The following is a 13088-nucleotide window of genomic DNA, read 5'->3' as shown; positions in this document are numbered from 1 at the left end:
TATCCGTGTATGTTTTAGCGTTTAGTTTTATTTTCTTTGTATTGCGATCAGTTCCGGTGTAAAGATTTGTGGTTCAAACTTAAGCTTTACTTCCTCTCTTTTGTCAATCCACTGCGCCCGTTTCTCTACTATAAAACGCAGACGCTGTTCTGTAGTCAGATCAGGAAGTGTGTACAGGTTAGTATGTTCTCCTTCCAGGCCTTCCATCTGTGAGTAGGTTCCTGTAATTTTTACTTTATACTTTTTTTCAAACTGTTCTATAAATACAGGATATTCCCCGATTATATCCCACATCGGATCTTTCGGACAACACCTGGATCCATAGCTTTCACGTCTGTATACAGCCGTCATCTCAGCAGGAACTAGAGGTTTTGTATACGTTATCTTTGGTTCTGCACCACTGGTCAGATAGGCACTGTCTATTTGTATCTTATCTGCATTTCGTATAATCCGGTAATAATAATGTGCTGTTGGCGGTTCTGTATATATGCTAGTTCCAAAAGTCCCAAAAATGTCCTGATCATATCTGTTTTCAGGTATAATCAGGATAAATTGCCGGATAGAAGGATAAAAGCTCAAGGGATTGCGGAATAGAGATATAGGTATCTTTTCATGCATATAGAATACATAAGTAGCATCAGACTTTTCCGACAAAGGAATATCCAGCAGATAATTGCCTGATAACTTTGCTATATGCTTCTGCTCTACAGGGATCACATGATGATACGTTTCTGCCAGCCATACCGGGCGTATACTGTCTGGCACATGATAAGACAGCATATCTATTGTATGTACAGCTTTAACGACTGATTGTGCAGGAGTATCTTTGCAACTTGTATATATGAAAATTATACAGGCACATGAAACATATTGAGCGAATAATCTCTGCATCTTACATTGAAAATTATCGGATACGCTTACCCTTCTGTATTTATTTTGATTCCGGCTTTATTAAGAAATTCGATCTGCACCTCTTTAGATTTGTCTGCAGCTTTATCGATACTTTCTTTTTTGAGAATCAATTCCTTACGGATGGCATCTCTTGACACCGAATCCTGCTCTTCTATATACTTGACCAGCAAGGGAGCGTATCCGTCTCCGATTTCTGTCATATAAGCGATTGACGCATCGTGAAATTCATTGGCGATCTCACTATGTGTCAGTTCCTGTGCTTCTGCCTTAATTTGGTTAGTATATCTACTAAGGCCTTTCACACTATTTAATGCCATATCATAAGAGATTTCGTTATTTGCTTTGCTGATATTGTATTCTCCATTCATGAGCTTTTCGTGGCTCTCATCCACTTTTTCCATACAATTCAGAAACAGGCTGGACATTTTTTCGTTATATCCATAATCGTATTTACCGCCACATGAGGTCAATACTAATAAAGCAATAATTGCTGAAAATAATGTATTCTTCATATTTTTTTAAGTTTTATACTGCAAATAACAACTTCTTATATAAAGTTGTTTAGCTCAATCAAAATTCGTTGTGCTTCTTTTATTATTCGTTTGTAAAGAAGCTTTAACCGATTTGTATAAAACATAAAAAACGCGCTACTTAAGGTTAGCGCGTTCATTATATCCTAAACATTCTCTGCTTTATGCAGGAAATCTCTATGTACGATTTCTTCTTATTGTAATTGAGTTCCAAACAATTGTACCCAATAAAAACCAGCTCCGGGTGAACGGGCTGCTCCCATTTCTTTGACATCTGCCAGCATAATGTTCTTACAGTGACCATAACTGTTTAACCAGGCTTCTACCACTTCCGCTTCTGTACGCTGTCCTCTGGCAATATTCTCTGCCGCCAGACGGTAATTGTATCCGTTATTTTTCAACCGTTGGCCAAAGGTTTCTCCTTCGGGACTTGTGTGAGAAAAGTAATTTCTTGTTTCCATATCCTGCGCATGCTTAACAGCTGTGCCGGCCAGTTTTTCATTCCAGATGAGTGCCGGTACCGCAGGCATTCTGTCCACCTGCTTAGTATCTTTGTCTGTACATTCACAGCCTCCTACTCTAACCTTATTGACCAGCTGCAGGATAAGTGTATTATCTAAATTTGTTTTAATTTCAGATTTATTTTTATCAGTCTGTGTCTGATCTTCGGTTGGCTCAGCTTCTTTATTATCTACCGATTTTTCACAGGATATTGCACAAAGCCCTAAATAAATACTCCCTAAGAGTATGAATAATCCCCTTTTGTTCATTTTGTATTGTTTCTAATAGTAAGTGTTCTTTTTTTCGGGTTTACAAACAGGCTTTGTCTCCCCCTTATTAATATGCATTATTTTGTATAAAATCAGGCCATACTCAAATTATTCAAATACTGTAACCCCAGATGCTATCTGCAGTAAGTCTGATTTTTTCAACTGCAAAGATAGAAAGGAGAATCATAATGTTGAAAAAACAATCTGTTATCCTGTATTTTTTAATAGCAGCTACAGTACAAATATCTATCCAAAATTTAAATATGTTTAAAAACAGCTTTTAACAGATCTTTATGACCACTTTAGAAAACGCTGTTTTTTATTTACATGTAACGGACAATCGGCAGAACCTGCAAAACAATAACATTTGTTAAATTTGACATATAGTTTATCAACTTTCATAGTGGAATCATGAAAAAAATAGGTTTTTTATCCTTTGGTCACTGGGCCAATCATCCTGCGTATAGCACACAGACAGCAAGTGATACCCTTCTACAGTCTATAGATCTGGCAGTAGCAGCAGAAGAGCTCGGTATAGATGGGGCTTACTTCAGGGTACATCATTTTGCAAAGCAGCTGGCTTCTCCTTTTCCTTTGCTTTCAGCTATCGGAGCGAGAACCAGCAAAATTGAGATTGGCACCGGAGTGATCGATATGCGCTATGAGAATCCGTTGTATATGGTGGAAGATGCCGGAGCAGCCGATCTGATATCGGGCGGGCGGTTACAGTTAGGTATCAGCAGAGGTTCTCCCGAGCAGGTTATCGATGGCTGGCGTTATTTCGGCTATGCACTTTCTGAGGGTGAAACAGACGCAGATATGGGACGAAGGAAAGCGTTGGAATTTCTGGAAGGACTTCAGGGAAAAGGTTTTGCTGAGCCCAACCCCTATCCTATGTTTCCAAATCCACCGGGTTTGTTACGTTTAGAACCTCATTCGGAAGGCCTCAGAGATCGTATCTGGTGGGGTGCTGCATCAAATGCCACAGCAGTGTGGGCGGCACAGAACGGAATGCTTCTTCAAAGCTCCACTCTTAAATACGATGAAAGTGGTAAGCCTTTTCATGTACAGCAGGCAGAGCAGATCAGGTTATATAAAGAAGCCTGGAAAGAAGCGGGACATACGCGCGAACCACGTGTATCGGTGAGCAGATCTATATTTGCACTGGTCAATGATCAGGATCGTTATTATTTTGGCCATGAAGCTGAAAGAGACGATAAGATCGGAATGATTGAAGCAGATAAACGGGCCATTTTCGGCAGAAGTTATGCTGCAGAACCGGATCAGCTTATCCGTGAACTGGCACAGGATGAGGCCATACAAGAGGCAGACACACTCTTGCTTACTATCCCCAATACATTGGGAGTAGAGTATAATGTACATGTACTCTCTTCTTTTTTGGAACATGTAGCTCCTGGCCTGGGATGGCGGTAATCTCGATATATGTATGGTAAAAAATCTCCGCTTTAAAACTAAGATTGTTGTTATTGGTGCCGGTCAGGCTGGTCTTTCATCAGCTTATCATCTCAAAAAAATGGGTCTGGAAATTGGCCGGGATTTTATTATTCTCGACGAAGCTCCGAATCCGGGTGGTGCATGGCAATTTAGGTGGTCCTCACTTACACTGAGTACAGTCAATAAGATTCACGACCTGCCGGGAATGTCTTTTGAAGAAACGCTGGATACTGATGAAAAGGAAGTACAGGCTAATGTCGCTGTTCCGCATTATTTTGATGCCTATGAAAAAGAATTCGGGTTGCAGGTATATCGCCCTTTAAAGGTCGAAACCGTCTATAAGCATGAAAATAGATTTTATATAGATACAACTGACACGCTTTTTTCTGCCCTGGGTATTATAAATGCCACAGGAACCTGGGAAAATCCTTATATCCCGGAATACCCGGGACAAAATTTATTTAAGGGAGAGCAGTTACATACCAAAGATTTCAGGAATGCGGATTACTTCCGGGGCAAGCATGTTGTTATTGTTGGTGGTGGTATTTCTGCCATTCAGCTACTGGATGAAATCTCTAAAGTCACTTCGACTACATGGGTTACACGCCGCCCTCCGGTATTCAGAGAAGGCCCGTTCGATGATGTTGCCGGACATGAAGCTGTAGCTATGGTGGACGAACGGGTGAGGCAGGGATTGATACCGCTGTCCGTGGTATCTGTAACCGGATTGCCCTATTCTGAAGCTGTTCGGGACATGGAAAAGCGTGGCGTACTGAATCGGTTCCCGATGTTTAGTGAGATAACGGCTTCCGGTGTAAAATGGGAAGACGGGAGAGAACAAAATGCAGACGTTATACTTTGGAATACGGGCTTCAAAGGATCGCTTGAGCACTTGAATCCGGTAGTTCCAGGAGAGGACGGTGGTGGAATCCTGATGGATGGAAGACTGGCAACCCAGGTTGCAAAAGAACCCCGGATTCATCTGGTAGGTTACGGTCCCTCCGCCTCTACAATCGGTGCAAACCGGGCGGGAGGAGCTGCTGCCAGAGAACTTATCAAGACATTAGGGTTGTAAACCCTTTCTCTGAAGAAACAGCTAAAACCAAATAAAGACGAAAGTTTATAGGTATATACATAGCCGAAAAGGATTTGTTTGCAATATTCAAGACGTAATAGTAAATTAGTAAAACCATTATTTTACAACCAAACCTAATTAAACCTTTTAGTTTATGAACATTAAACATCCTATTGTGGCTCAATTTCTATGACAAAATCTCTATAAAAAGGAATACACATACTAAAAACAACAACTAAGAAAAGCAACCTTATATCAGGAATGGATTCCTACATTAAAAAACTCAAACATATTATCCCCATATTTCTGATATCCGTAATAGCATGTACTTTAATTTTACTGCTTGGAAGATGGATTTTTACTATAAAATTTCCACTGCTTAATATTAAGGAAAGCATATGGGAGTTTTGGATCCCAATAACTCTCCCGGCAATACCCATTATATTCTGGTTAAGACAGCGCTTCCGTCCACTTATTTACAAGAGAAATAAAGATGATGGAAAAATATTTTTGATTATGCTGTGCTGGTTAACCATGACAGCAGTTTCAGCTATTACTCAGAATTATTTCACAACATCAACCGGAAAAATTAAAAGGCCGACAAGTGTAAACGAAATAACAGCTACAGACAATATACGTTACTATCAATTAGGTAATTTCAATATAGACACCACTTTTACAGGAGTTTATGTAGAAACAGACATAGGAGGAAAGTATGATCAGGACCTGAATTTTACTGCTTATTTTGTTGTACCTATAATGGATTATACCAATGCTGATTTATCCGCAATTCCCAAACATTGGTATGCAATACAATACTCTAAAAAAATCAGCAATAGCCTTAGTATGGATAAAAAAGAAAAACTATACGCTGATTTTTTCAAAAAATCTGTCAATAATATCAAAACCTACAATTTTCATAATCTTAATCATTTCGAGAAAACTCCAAAATCCGATACTAAAGAAAATTTTCAAAAAGCTATTGCATCAATTATTCGTGTTCCAATAGATGATTCCTTTATTATTTTAGAACCTCAACAGGGAAAATATGAGAATCGGAATGGCAATAAATTTATTTGGATCTTCGGATCTTTTGGTATAGGTCTGCTTATTTTACTAATTGGTCTATTAAAACCTGGTTTTAGTGAACTGGAAAGCAGGAGATTAAAAAGCACAACGACTCATAAAAAAGATGATTTTATACTTGCATTACGCTATCTGATACCCAAAGGAGATCATTTCGGAACCAGTATTATATTAGATCTCAATATTATTGTTTTTCTTGCAATGATTTTCTTTGGAGTAGATATGATGTCTCCGGATACAAATGAACTCATGAAATGGGGAGCTAACAGACGTTATGAAACCACGCATGGTGAATATTGGCGTTTATTGACGTGTGTATTTATACACGGAGGCCTTCGCCATCTCATACTTAACATGTTTGGTCTTATATTGGCAAGTATTATGTTAGAGCCACTTTTGGGATGGAAAAAATATTTTATGCTATACATATTGACAGGTATTTGCGCCAGTCTTACAAGTATATACTGGTACTCTAATACTGCAAGTATTGGGGCTTCAGGAGCTATTTTTGGTTTGTATGGTGCCATTCTAGCTCTGCTTATCTGGGATGTTGTTAAGAGTAAAAAGCCAAGTTATGGAATGCTGTTTTTTGCTATTATCTATGTAGGAATAAACTTATTATGGGGAATGATCGGAGGAATTGACAATGCAGCTCATGTAGGCGGACTCATTAGTGGGTTAATAATAGGCAGTGTACTGCTTAAAACACTGCCAGTTTCAAGTTATTCATAAATAAATTCCGGGATCTTATCTTTTATGAAGTATCTCTTTGTACAAGTCATAGTTTTCCTGATCATAACACACAAAAATAACCTCCTCAATTTGAGTTGCATTATTTAAAAATTCAGACACGGTTTGTATCGCAATTGTAGCTGCAAGATTCTTCGGAAATTTATAAATACCTGTACTTATATTTGGAAATGAAATGGATTGAACTTTATTTTCTTCTGCCAATACCAGACTATTTCTATATGCTGAAATAAGCAATGATTCTTCATTATGCTTGCCGCCATTCCATACAGGCCCGACAGTATGGATTACAAAATTAGCGGGTAGATTACCTGCAGTAGTAATAACGGCCTCTCCTACTTTACAGCCACCTTGTTTATTTCTGATTTTTTGGCATTCGTAGAGAATTTCACTACCACCCGCCTTATGTATAGCTCCGTCTACACCACCGCCTCCAAGCAGTGAAGTATTTGCAGCATTGACTATGGCATCTACTTTAATTTTAGTAATATCTCCTTTTATTAACTGAATCATTATTCTCTTTATTTCATATGAACTATACAAGCATACTCTTACTTAGGTAAAAAAATGATATTATACATCTCCATCTATACTTTTTTACATACTTCAAACATTTTTATTTCCATTCATAAGAAAGTGCTCTGACTATATTTGCAACAGCCATATCAGCTAAATTATAATGTTTTTTAATGTATGTTTGACTGGCTTTACATCCTGAAATCAGATCCTGGTTCTTCCATAGTTCGCCATCCCCTGCCTCTGTCCATATTTTGTTGAACAGATTTACTTCATCCTCTCTTAACGCATTGTCCATTAAAACAAATGCGTGGAATGTCCAGGGTTTTGACCAGTCATTAAAGCTTAATATTTTATCTTCAAGAGTTTTCATAATATGGTGAACACTCCATAAATATGCGAAAGTTTTCACAAAAAAAGCATAAATAATAATCTATCTACCCATTTATAAATAGCTTATAATTTTTATTCTAAAAAATCAGACTTCAAACAATAAGTCAGTGTCATCCAGCTGTTTTTTCCATTTGTTTATAATATATTTGGCCATTAAACAGATTTTATAAAATAAAGCGTCTAAATACCTATGAAAGCCAGAAGAGCCTTTTTCATCAGTCTTGTATCTGTTATCATCGGTTCCATACAAATGGCCTTTTTCCTGCCGGATGGTGTATCCTGTATTGATGGTACAAGCTCCTTACTGGATGGGATTTTATTCTATATGCCAATCCAGTTTACAGGTGTATTCTTACTGAGCCTGCTGAATCAGAAAACAATGGATTACTTTCTTTTGGCAGCTGTACTGTTTTTTTGGATATGGATAAATAAAGTCGAATTTACGCACAGGCACGCCTGCTGGTCTACCTACACTGATGCAGAGCTTATCAAAGCCGTATTATTAAAATCGGTCTTTACCTGCGGAGTTTCCATTGCCTTGTTAGGTGTATTTGTGAACTGGTACAACCGATTATCTGTTAAGACCGGAAACAGAGAGTAAGAATTGCCCTCTTTATTTTTTTAGGTTAGGTCTCGTTCTCGCCCATCTGTCAGCAGATCAATTATCCGTTCTGTGGGACGACCAATCACGGCCTTACCATTTCTGACAACTATAGGACGTTCTATAAGAACAGGATATTGCAGTATAATATCAATCCATTCTTCGTCTGAATGCAGAGCATCTTTAAACTTGTCCTCAAATACAGCTTCATTGCGTCTGATCAGCTCCAGAGGTTTGAGTTGAAGCATATCTAAAAGCCCGATGAGTTCCTCTTTACCAGGAACATCCTTTATATACTCCTTTATTTCTACTTCCGGTGTATATTCTTTCAGCAACTCCAGGGCAGCCCGACTTTTACTGCACATATTATTATGATATATTTTGATCATACTACGATTTAGCGGTATTGGGTTTCAAAAAATCAGATTCTTACGATGATCAAATGTATGAAAAACGGCTTAGAATGAAAAAATAGCTGGTTCGGAAGTAGGATCAGAACCAGCTAAGGAATTTTTAGTTAGTGAAAGTATTTTGTGTATACCTTATTCACAGCCGGACTAAACTGCCAGCAACCATCTCACATCATATCGATCCGTTACTTCAATCAACGATTTTGTTTCCTCATCTTTTGTCCATGAACTTGTGAAAGCTGGCATCAACTTTTCCAGAAGCAGTGTCCGGGATTGAGCATTATTACACAACAGAAAAACTGCAAGGTAATTACCTGTCTGCCGGCCTTCATCCGGTATTAAATCCGAGCCGTAAATAGAAACACTATCTGAAATCAATGAACCACTGATAACCGGAACTTTTTCAAATCCCTCCAGATGCTGTTCCATCATCTGGAATTTCAACTGCCCGCCAAAACAAGATTGATAGTAAGTCAGCGCTTCTTTACAGTTGCCGGCAAAGGAAATAAATACCCCACTTTGAAAGATATTATGTGATTGATGTAACATCTGCCGTTAAATTATGCATCCGGTATTTGTGGTTCTACAAGTCTGATCATTTTATCCAGCGATTCCTGCCAACCCAGATAGCACATCTCTACTGGTATCATATCGGGAATACCACTCTGTTCGATATGAAGCTCTGTACCACAGGAAACCTGACGTAATGAAACCGTAGTTGTCATTTCTCCCGGCAGATTGGGATCATCAAACTTATCGCTGTATTTGATAAACTGATTGGAGATAATTTCCTGATATGTACCACCAAACGAATGCCCGTGACCAGTGCTGAAATTAATAAATGTCATACGGAATTTTCCTCCGACTTTGAATTCCATTTCCTGGACAGTACATAGAAAACCATAAGGTGGTATCCAGGTGGCGTGTGCAACCGGATCTGCGAAAGCACGAAATACTTTTTCAGGACTTGCTTTAATTACCCTATGAAGGGAAACAGTGTTAGTTTTCATCTTGATTGAGATTTTAAGTATAAATATTCAATTATTATAGCTGATAACGCTATTTTACATTACTATCTTATTTTGCAGTTCTGCTATGAATAATCTTCGGATTATAACAGTAAGAAAGAATGAGTAAAGCTAATACAGCCAATGGCATGAGCATATATGCAACTACCTGATCAACATATGCATGACTGATAAATGCAAAAATCAGGCTGAATGTAAGTCCTGCATATGCCCATTCTTTTACCTTTACCGGAATAGCCGGAAGAGAGATCGCTATCACACCCAGTACTTTACAAATAATAAGTGCATAGGCAAAGTAATCCGGATAGCCTAATGGCTTTGTTCCGGCATTGACATATTGTGGTGCAAAAAGCAGGGTACCCAGTGGCATTAGACCTTCCCAAAGAATGAGAATGGCGGTAGTTATCCAGAATATTATTTTGTTCTTTTTCATAAGTATATAATTTGGTTTTTAATGCTTAAATGGCAACTGTATTCATTACTGTTGTTTGTGCGAGTTGAGATTCCATCTGTAAATCTAATAAGTGGATTCTACATATTTCGTGAAATTGCTTATTATAGCCTGCCAGCCCTGTTTCTGAAACTCGGGATCGTTCTCCGTTTCTGCATCAAAGGTTGTTGTGATTGTTGTTGTATCTCCCATACCGCTGAATAATGTACTGACTTCACGCCCGTCCGACATGGTATAACTGATCTTTTCATGCAAGTCGACCTGTTGATAAGTTCCTTCGAAATCGAAGCCAAAGCTTCCGTCTCTGGCTTCCATCCTGTTACTAAACTTACCATTCACACGAAGATCATTTTGGCTGGACGGGCAGTGCCAACTTGGATCTGCAGCATTCCATTGCATAATATCTTCAGGTGTATTCCAGGCTTTCCAGACGATTTCTACGGGAGCATTGACTGTTGTTTCTACTGTGATTTGTGGTTGTGTTTTCATTGCTTTCAATTTATCGTTTATATTGTTATTACAAAGTTGCGACAGTTTCTGGAATTCCTGACATTGTAAAAACGTCAACTTTAGGGGTAGATTACGACAAAAACTATATGTATCTTTATCTGACTAAATTAATAAACCATGCAAATTTCCGTTTTCGTCCCTCAATACGGTACAATAGAAGGTATCACCCCGGCATTCAGAACCTTTCATACAGCTAATGAATTTCTTAGTGTATTTGGTAAAAAACCTGTATTTGAAGTAGAATATGTAGGATTACAGGAATATGTACCGGCTAATAGCGGAGAATACAGTATCAGGACTAATCGCTTACTGCGGGATGTAACACGTACAGATTTGCTGATTATCCCACCTGTTTTTGGCAGTATAGAAGCAGGTATTGCCGCTAATGCAGAGGCTATTCCTTACTTTACCAGACTCCATGCACAGGGAACCAGTCTCGCAAGTCTTTGTGTAGGTGCATTTTTACTGGCAGAAACTGGATTGCTTTCCGGCAAGAAGTGCTCTACACACTGGGCATATATCAATGAGTTTAAAGAAAAATATCCGGATGTTGAAATCGAAGACGGTGCGGTAATAACAGCACATGATAATATCTATAGCAGTGGTGGTGCGAGTAGTCTGTGGAATCTGATTCTCTATCTCGTTGAGAAATATTCTGACAGGGAGACTGCAGTGTTAATAGCAAAATATTTTGCTTTGGATATCAGCAGAGACAGCCAGTCTCAGTTTGCTATTTTCAGGGGACAACGTAATCATGAAGATACCGATATCCAGAAAGTACAGGATTATGTAGAAAAGCACTATGAAGATAAGATCACGATTGATGATCTCGCAAACCTTAGTAGTATGGGGCGCAGGACCTTTGAAAGACGGTTTAAAGAGGCAACCAACAATACGCCAGTCGAATACATCCAACGGGTCAGAATAGAAGCTGCTAAAAAATTTTTCGAAGCTTCGCGAAAGAATGTATCAGAAGTGATGTATGATGTGGGATACAGCGATACAAAAGCCTTCCGGGATATTTTTAAAAAGATAACGGGGCTGACACCGATAGAGTATAGAAATAAATTTGCAAAGGTAACCAGCGAGATCTGATGATGATCAGCCCCGATTACGATGCGATCACTCATCATCCAGTCCTTTACCATCCAGAATATGCTGGTAGTATTTTTCTATCCTTGACTCTCTTGTTGAGGCTTGCTTCGCCTGATTAAAATAAAATAAATATCCCTTTTGCCGTCCGGGGGTCAGATTATGAAAAGCTTTTTCCAGTGCTGCATCGTCATCCATTGCCTGTTGAAATTCAGCTGCCACAGGATAATCAGCTGTTTTTTTCATTTCCACTTTTTTTCCTGATTGTTCAATTTCTACTGCTTCCCGAATATAATCGGCTATAACAGTTCTCAGTTCCGTGATCTGTTCGCTGTTTGTGAATCTGATTTGTCTTGCAGCCTGTACATTTGCTGTCTGTTGGATTAAAACATGTTCAGGATCTGTCATCAGAGCACCTTTATGAAATAATAATGCACAATATTCTTTGAACCCATGAATAAGGACAATATTCTTTCCATTAAAGGTATAACATGGATGCATCCATTTAAAATCTTCCAGAAGGTCTGTATTTTCAGAGATGATTTCGCGCAGTAAATGAAATTCTGTACTCCATTTTTGGTTACGCTCAAAAAAGTGTTCGGCAGCTGTATTCATAAGTATCAATTTATATTTTGTCTGACATAATTTTTCTTTCAGAAGGTCTGAAATACCAGGATATAAGGATAAGTAGTATAAAGGTAAAGGACGCAATAGCTTCTGAAAAACTATCTCCCGCAGCAATATGCGAAAGCGTTGCTCCGGACATAGCAAAAAAGAAGCCGGCATAGGCCCATTCTTTAAGTAACTTAAATTTAGGAATTAAAATAGCGATGACACCTGCTATTTTCCAGATACCCAGAATGTACATCAGGTATACAGGATAACCCAGATGTATTATTCCTTCGGCACTTTTTTGTGCTCCGGATAATTGTGCCAGACCTCCTGATAGCATTCCTGCGGCCAGTAATCCTGTAGCTGTCCAGTATGTCACCTTTTGCAATACTGAAGATTTTGCAATGTTTATTTCTCCTGTCATAATCGTATTATATAAGTTTATTACATACACTTTGCAACCTGTCATGTGCAAGACTAATCCCCTGAGCAAAAGGCATCTGCAGCAACTGATTCCGGTATGCTACCGATTTAAAAACAATCTGCATGGTAAGCCGGCTACTCTCTTCTGTTATTTTTTCAAATGAAAGGTATTCAAGCTGAACAGGAAAAGGACTGTTTTCCATCTCAAAAGTTCGTGTAATTCGTTGATTGGGGACAAATTCATGAATTGTTCCGTTTGCACGAAAGACCACATTGCCATTATGAGAGGTTTCGAAAGCATATGAGCCATGCGGCTTACTTTCCAGTTTCAACACTTTTGTCCCCATCCATTGTTCAACAATATGCGCCTCTTCATACGCTTTGAAAAGCAGATCTACAGGGAGATCAAATGTTCTTGTGATACTAATTTCCTGCTTGTTATCTTCAGCACTCACTTTTGTTTTATGTTCCATT

At 38.6% G+C, this 13088-nt stretch carries 18 protein-coding genes; 5 read left to right on the top strand and 13 right to left on the bottom strand.

Going from position 1 to position 13088, the window contains the following annotated elements:
• Positions 1–27 precede the first annotated feature (27 nt).
• From I6J02_RS15960 to I6J02_RS15950, 3 genes are all read right to left on the bottom strand, one after another.
• Positions 28–780 carry a hypothetical protein gene (locus I6J02_RS15960; RefSeq protein ID WP_201678828.1) on the bottom strand — a complete coding sequence of 251 codons (753 nt, stop codon included), beginning with the start codon at positions 778–780 and terminating at the stop codon, positions 28–30.
• Between the two features lie 137 nt (positions 781–917).
• Positions 918–1424, bottom strand: a complete 507-nt coding sequence (locus I6J02_RS15955; protein ID WP_201678827.1) for a hypothetical protein — start codon at positions 1422–1424, stop codon at positions 918–920.
• A 212-nt stretch (positions 1425–1636) separates the two neighbouring features.
• Positions 1637–2212: a CAP domain-containing protein gene (locus I6J02_RS15950; protein WP_201678826.1), complete on the bottom strand. Its 576-nt coding sequence runs from the start codon at positions 2210–2212 to the stop codon at positions 1637–1639.
• Between the two features lie 411 nt (positions 2213–2623).
• On the opposite strand from I6J02_RS15950, the gene I6J02_RS15945 reads away from it, so the two are divergent.
• The 3 genes from I6J02_RS15945 to I6J02_RS15935 all read left to right on the top strand — a co-directional run bounded on the left by I6J02_RS15945 (position 2624) and on the right by I6J02_RS15935 (position 6560).
• Positions 2624–3646 carry an LLM class flavin-dependent oxidoreductase gene (locus I6J02_RS15945; RefSeq protein WP_201678825.1) on the top strand — a complete coding sequence of 341 codons (1023 nt, stop codon included), beginning with the start codon at positions 2624–2626 and terminating at the stop codon, positions 3644–3646.
• Positions 3647–3659: 13 nt separating this feature from the next.
• Positions 3660–4742, top strand: a complete 1083-nt coding sequence (locus I6J02_RS15940) for an NAD(P)-binding domain-containing protein (RefSeq protein WP_201678824.1) — start codon at positions 3660–3662, stop codon at positions 4740–4742.
• Between the two features lie 534 nt (positions 4743–5276).
• Positions 5277–6560: a rhomboid family intramembrane serine protease gene (locus I6J02_RS15935; protein ID WP_201678823.1), complete on the top strand. Its 1284-nt coding sequence runs from the start codon at positions 5277–5279 to the stop codon at positions 6558–6560.
• Between the two features lie 15 nt (positions 6561–6575).
• Here I6J02_RS15935 and I6J02_RS15930 read toward each other — a convergent pair whose 3' ends face one another.
• Positions 6576–7091: an O-acetyl-ADP-ribose deacetylase gene (locus I6J02_RS15930; RefSeq protein WP_201678822.1), complete on the bottom strand. Its 516-nt coding sequence runs from the start codon at positions 7089–7091 to the stop codon at positions 6576–6578.
• Between the two features lie 103 nt (positions 7092–7194).
• Positions 7195–7467 carry a hypothetical protein gene (locus I6J02_RS15925; RefSeq protein ID WP_201678821.1) on the bottom strand — a complete coding sequence of 91 codons (273 nt, stop codon included), beginning with the start codon at positions 7465–7467 and terminating at the stop codon, positions 7195–7197.
• Between the two features lie 210 nt (positions 7468–7677).
• On the opposite strand from I6J02_RS15925, the gene I6J02_RS15920 reads away from it, so the two are divergent.
• Positions 7678–8088, top strand: a complete 411-nt coding sequence (locus tag I6J02_RS15920) for an MFS transporter (RefSeq protein ID WP_201678820.1) — start codon at positions 7678–7680, stop codon at positions 8086–8088.
• 20 nt (positions 8089–8108) lie between these two features.
• Here I6J02_RS15920 and I6J02_RS15915 read toward each other — a convergent pair whose 3' ends face one another.
• From I6J02_RS15915 to I6J02_RS15895, 5 genes are all read right to left on the bottom strand, one after another.
• On the bottom strand, positions 8109–8453 hold the full coding sequence (locus I6J02_RS15915; protein ID WP_236582038.1) for an ArsC/Spx/MgsR family protein: 345 nt from the start codon (positions 8451–8453) through the stop codon (positions 8109–8111).
• A gap of 192 nt (positions 8454–8645) precedes the next feature.
• Positions 8646–9047, bottom strand: a complete 402-nt coding sequence (locus tag I6J02_RS15910) for a glyoxalase (protein WP_201678818.1) — start codon at positions 9045–9047, stop codon at positions 8646–8648.
• Positions 9048–9058: 11 nt separating this feature from the next.
• Complete coding sequence (locus I6J02_RS15905; RefSeq protein WP_201678817.1) at positions 9059–9508, bottom strand: SRPBCC family protein; 450 nt, start codon at positions 9506–9508, stop codon at positions 9059–9061.
• Between the two features lie 67 nt (positions 9509–9575).
• Positions 9576–9959 carry a DoxX family protein gene (locus I6J02_RS15900; protein ID WP_201678816.1) on the bottom strand — a complete coding sequence of 128 codons (384 nt, stop codon included), beginning with the start codon at positions 9957–9959 and terminating at the stop codon, positions 9576–9578.
• 84 nt (positions 9960–10043) lie between these two features.
• Complete coding sequence (locus I6J02_RS15895; protein ID WP_201678815.1) at positions 10044–10466, bottom strand: SRPBCC family protein; 423 nt, start codon at positions 10464–10466, stop codon at positions 10044–10046.
• A gap of 138 nt (positions 10467–10604) precedes the next feature.
• Between I6J02_RS15895 and I6J02_RS15890 the strand changes: the two genes are divergently transcribed.
• A complete protein-coding gene (locus tag I6J02_RS15890; RefSeq protein WP_201678814.1) occupies positions 10605–11582 on the top strand; it encodes a GlxA family transcriptional regulator in 978 nt (325 codons plus the stop codon).
• A 27-nt stretch (positions 11583–11609) separates the two neighbouring features.
• Here I6J02_RS15890 and I6J02_RS15885 read toward each other — a convergent pair whose 3' ends face one another.
• From I6J02_RS15885 to I6J02_RS15875, 3 genes are read right to left on the bottom strand one after another with little or no spacing between them, the layout of a single operon-like run.
• Entirely contained in the window at positions 11610–12194 is a 585-nt protein-coding gene (locus tag I6J02_RS15885) for a YdeI/OmpD-associated family protein (protein WP_201678813.1), read from the bottom strand.
• Positions 12195–12204: 10 nt separating this feature from the next.
• Positions 12205–12615 (bottom strand): DoxX family protein, encoded by a 411-nt coding sequence (locus tag I6J02_RS15880; RefSeq protein ID WP_411028010.1) that lies wholly within the window; start codon positions 12613–12615, stop codon positions 12205–12207.
• Positions 12616–12622: 7 nt separating this feature from the next.
• Positions 12623–13087 carry an SRPBCC domain-containing protein gene (locus tag I6J02_RS15875; RefSeq protein ID WP_201678811.1) on the bottom strand — a complete coding sequence of 155 codons (465 nt, stop codon included), beginning with the start codon at positions 13085–13087 and terminating at the stop codon, positions 12623–12625.
• Between the last annotated feature and the right edge of the window lies 1 nt (position 13088).

Source organism: Sphingobacterium spiritivorum, from assembly GCF_016725325.1.
Classification (GTDB): Bacteria; Bacteroidota; Bacteroidia; order Sphingobacteriales; family Sphingobacteriaceae; genus Sphingobacterium.
The sequence above is the reverse complement of the archived record's forward strand: the minus strand, read 5'-3'. Positions and strand labels throughout refer to the sequence as shown.

What these genes read in the sequence shown, in the direction of transcription:
- I6J02_RS15880 (WP_411028010.1), bottom strand. Translation starts at nt 12,615, where the DNA reads ATGACAGGAGAAATAAACATTGCAAAATCTTCAGTATTGCAAAAGGTG.
- I6J02_RS15945 (WP_201678825.1), top strand. Translation starts at nt 2,624, where the DNA reads ATGAAAAAAATAGGTTTTTTATCCTTTGGTCACTGGGCCAATCATCCT.
- I6J02_RS15910 (WP_201678818.1), bottom strand. Translation starts at nt 9,047, where the DNA reads ATGTTACATCAATCACATAATATCTTTCAAAGTGGGGTATTTATTTCC.
- I6J02_RS15915 (WP_236582038.1), bottom strand. Translation starts at nt 8,453, where the DNA reads ATGTGCAGTAAAAGTCGGGCTGCCCTGGAGTTGCTGAAAGAATATACA.
- I6J02_RS15920 (WP_201678820.1), top strand. Translation starts at nt 7,678, where the DNA reads ATGAAAGCCAGAAGAGCCTTTTTCATCAGTCTTGTATCTGTTATCATC.
- I6J02_RS15890 (WP_201678814.1), top strand. Translation starts at nt 10,605, where the DNA reads ATGCAAATTTCCGTTTTCGTCCCTCAATACGGTACAATAGAAGGTATC.
- I6J02_RS15905 (WP_201678817.1), bottom strand. Translation starts at nt 9,508, where the DNA reads ATGAAAACTAACACTGTTTCCCTTCATAGGGTAATTAAAGCAAGTCCT.
- I6J02_RS15895 (WP_201678815.1), bottom strand. Translation starts at nt 10,466, where the DNA reads ATGAAAACACAACCACAAATCACAGTAGAAACAACAGTCAATGCTCCC.
- I6J02_RS15885 (WP_201678813.1), bottom strand. Translation starts at nt 12,194, where the DNA reads ATGAATACAGCTGCCGAACACTTTTTTGAGCGTAACCAAAAATGGAGT.
- I6J02_RS15925 (WP_201678821.1), bottom strand. Translation starts at nt 7,467, where the DNA reads ATGAAAACTCTTGAAGATAAAATATTAAGCTTTAATGACTGGTCAAAA.
- I6J02_RS15930 (WP_201678822.1), bottom strand. Translation starts at nt 7,091, where the DNA reads ATGATTCAGTTAATAAAAGGAGATATTACTAAAATTAAAGTAGATGCC.
- I6J02_RS15875 (WP_201678811.1), bottom strand. Translation starts at nt 13,087, where the DNA reads ATGGAACATAAAACAAAAGTGAGTGCTGAAGATAACAAGCAGGAAATT.
- I6J02_RS15960 (WP_201678828.1), bottom strand. Translation starts at nt 780, where the DNA reads ATGCTGTCTTATCATGTGCCAGACAGTATACGCCCGGTATGGCTGGCA.
- I6J02_RS15935 (WP_201678823.1), top strand. Translation starts at nt 5,277, where the DNA reads ATGACAGCAGTTTCAGCTATTACTCAGAATTATTTCACAACATCAACC.
- I6J02_RS15940 (WP_201678824.1), top strand. Translation starts at nt 3,660, where the DNA reads ATGGTAAAAAATCTCCGCTTTAAAACTAAGATTGTTGTTATTGGTGCC.
- I6J02_RS15900 (WP_201678816.1), bottom strand. Translation starts at nt 9,959, where the DNA reads ATGAAAAAGAACAAAATAATATTCTGGATAACTACCGCCATTCTCATT.
- I6J02_RS15955 (WP_201678827.1), bottom strand. Translation starts at nt 1,424, where the DNA reads ATGAAGAATACATTATTTTCAGCAATTATTGCTTTATTAGTATTGACC.
- I6J02_RS15950 (WP_201678826.1), bottom strand. Translation starts at nt 2,212, where the DNA reads ATGAACAAAAGGGGATTATTCATACTCTTAGGGAGTATTTATTTAGGG.